This is a genomic window from Chitinophagaceae bacterium, assembly GCA_007695095.1.
In the GTDB taxonomy this organism is placed as follows: domain Bacteria; phylum Bacteroidota; class Bacteroidia; order Chitinophagales; family REEL01; genus REEL01.
In genome coordinates, this window is record REEL01000099.1 from 1 (window position 1) to 2,703 (window position 2,703).

2 protein-coding genes are annotated in these 2,703 nt (G+C 38.2%); one reads left to right on the forward strand and one right to left on the reverse strand.

What is annotated here, in order from left to right; genetic code table 11:
• Positions 1-164: 164 nt before the first annotated feature.
• Positions 165-512 carry a hypothetical protein gene (locus EA412_06295; GenBank protein ID TVR79545.1) on the forward strand — a complete coding sequence of 116 codons (348 nt, stop codon included), beginning with the start codon at positions 165-167 and terminating at the stop codon, positions 510-512.
• 336 nt (positions 513-848) lie between these two features.
• Here the strand turns inward: EA412_06295 and EA412_06300 are convergent, their stop codons facing one another.
• Complete coding sequence (locus EA412_06300; GenBank protein ID TVR79546.1) at positions 849-2,591, reverse strand: transcriptional regulator; 1,743 nt, start codon at positions 2,589-2,591, stop codon at positions 849-851.
• Positions 2,592-2,703: the final 112 nt, after the last annotated feature.

The following is a 2,703-nucleotide window of genomic DNA, read 5'->3' on the forward strand; positions in this document are numbered from 1 at the left end:
ATAAATTGTCAAAACTAAACGTATGAAATAATTATATTTTTCAAGCCTTATTTTTTTCAATTTTTTTATCGCAAATTAATTTTTAATCCACTGCATGCTATTGCTGTATGAAACGGGGGCTGTATTTTTTCACTAAAAACCAATTTTAATCACATAAAAAAAGCATGATGAAGTTGAACATCAATTTAAATGAATGGGTCATTTCAAACAGCAAAGTCTGTACAATCGTAAATGAATATGAAAGGGATTATGAAATTCAGAACAAGAATGGCTTAATATCAACAATTCCCAAAGCGATTATAGAAGCAAATGAACTCAGCATCGTAAATGGCAGTGTAACACTTTCGGAGGGTGTTTATGAACACTATGTTGTCCATGATGCACGGCATAAATCGCAAAAACTTTTTAATGATTTGTTCAGCAAACATGCAGCACACATTTTCAAAAACAAAAGCATTGTGTTAAGCCGGGCAGAATATTATCTGTTGCGTCCAGGTATTTTGGTAGGATAAGGGTGATATTTATAAAAAGGGTCGTATTTCCCTTTACTCACGTCAGCTGCATACGGTTCAGTTACCTCAAAATTCGTTTTTCTTTTCCCTTGTTTTTCCAAATCCTTTTTTTCTTTCTCCCATTCGGCAACAAAATCATTGAGCCAGGTGGGGCAGGCGGTTTAGCAGGGCGGGTCGCTTAGGTTTAAGATGTCTTCATCTTCGCCAATGGGAAAGCCTTCCATTTTTTTGAGTTCGGGTAGTTTTTTGCGTAATTCTTCGCGGAAGTAGGCTCTGCGTTCTTCTTCGCTATTAAATTCTTTACCCAGTACGATAATTTTATTTTCGTTGCTCATTTTATGTTAGTTTTAAAAATTTCAATACCAGCCGGCCTTTCAAGGTAGTCAGGTATTTTTGATTGGGGCTGGTAGGTTTATCCGGGATGGTCATGGTGAGCCAGCCTTTGTTTACTAAAGGCAGCATATAATTATCGTAGTTTTTCCTTTGATTCGTTACTCCAATACGGTTAAGTAGGGTTTCCCGGTCTTTCGGCTGATTTGCCATATCCAAGATTTTTTGCTCACTTTCGGCTATAGCACCAGCTATAGCACCAGCTATGGTACCAGCTATGGTACTGCTTATAGTACCAACTACTTCATCCGCCTGATTATCAATAGTATTTATATCTTCAGCTATGGTACCGGCTTGGATACCAGCTATGGCACTACCCATTACATCGTTATGATCGAGCAGACAATGTTCCATCAGTTTATTCAATATTGCATCAATGCTATCTAAGGTCGGTTTTAATTGAGTAGTATCAAGTGTAAACGGAGCTTTTTCCTTAAAAGCCGGGTGTTTAAAAAGTTCTACTTCAAAAAAAGTGCGGTCATCATCTGAAGTAAAACGTGGGGCAGACGAACCATTGTCTTGCAATGCTTTCAATATGGTTGGTATCCCGGTTGCCCGTCCTTCGGTGAGTCCCAGTTCTTTTAAGAATTCACCGAGTCTCCTGTTCCGATATCTTCGGCTACGAACCTGTCCCTGATTAAATGCTTCCAGACGGATAGACTTGTCAGGTCCACCATGATTGATAATGATAATTGAATTTGGATAAATCCGGATTTCGATAGGTTCTCTTTGCTGATAATCTCTGTGATAAAAGGCATTTACCAAGGTTTCTTCAATGGCTTGATAAGGATAACTGGAAATCCGAATGCTTTCAGCTTTATCTGCCGGCTTTATAACTTTTTCTTTTATCAGTTTATCTTTCAGATAGTTTAAAGTCCGGCTAATTTGTTCCGGAACAGGCCCTGTAAAGGGATCTTGTTCATAATGTGAACCTGCATCTCCATCAGGAAACTCCACTATTTCGACTTGTGTGTAAGGAAAAAAGTTTTCTGGATTTTCTGAAAAAAGCATCAAGCCTACATTTCTTGGAAACACATGTTCATTAGGGCCGGATATAAGCTCCATCTGTCCAAGCAACTCCAAGTTAGGAGTTTTACTCACCTGGTCTGCAAGACGGCTTTTTATTTTCAAGAGATAATTCTTCACAAGTAGCATAGAAATATCTTCAATTTGAGCTTTTGTATTGGCGCGGTCATCAAATGGCACTTGGTTTGCCAAAGAAATAAGCTCTTGTTGTTCCTCAAGATTCGCCTTTACGGAGTTAGCGTATTTGCGTATATAATGAAAATATCGCTTTCCCTTAGCAGTAATCATTTCCGGCACCAGATAAGGGCGGTTAGAACCGCCCGGTACCCAAAGAATCACAATCTGTTTTTCATCAACAGATTCAATAAAAAAATGAGGATGGTAAACGGGCTTCAGTAAATTGTTAAAACCAATCATTTTTTGCTGAATGTCTGCTATTTCAGTTGTTGTGAGGCCATTCACAGGCCTTTGGGCTGTTCGGGTAAGCTTATTTTCCTTTACCCCTAAAAGAATGTAGCCCCCTCCTATATTGTCAAAATCATTTGCAAAAGCACAAATACTTCGGTAGATCGCATCAGGGTTCCAGCCTTGCTTGAACTCAATTCGATCGGTTTCTACAGTACGTGCAGAAAGCAAATCTTCTATATTTACATGGATAGGCATTTTATTTATTGTTGCAATTTAAAATCAATTTTATTAGAGGCTATCTATTTCAAAATAATTCTAATCTTGTCTCGCTCTTTGCCTTTTGCTATATTGTCTATGTAAGTTCTAA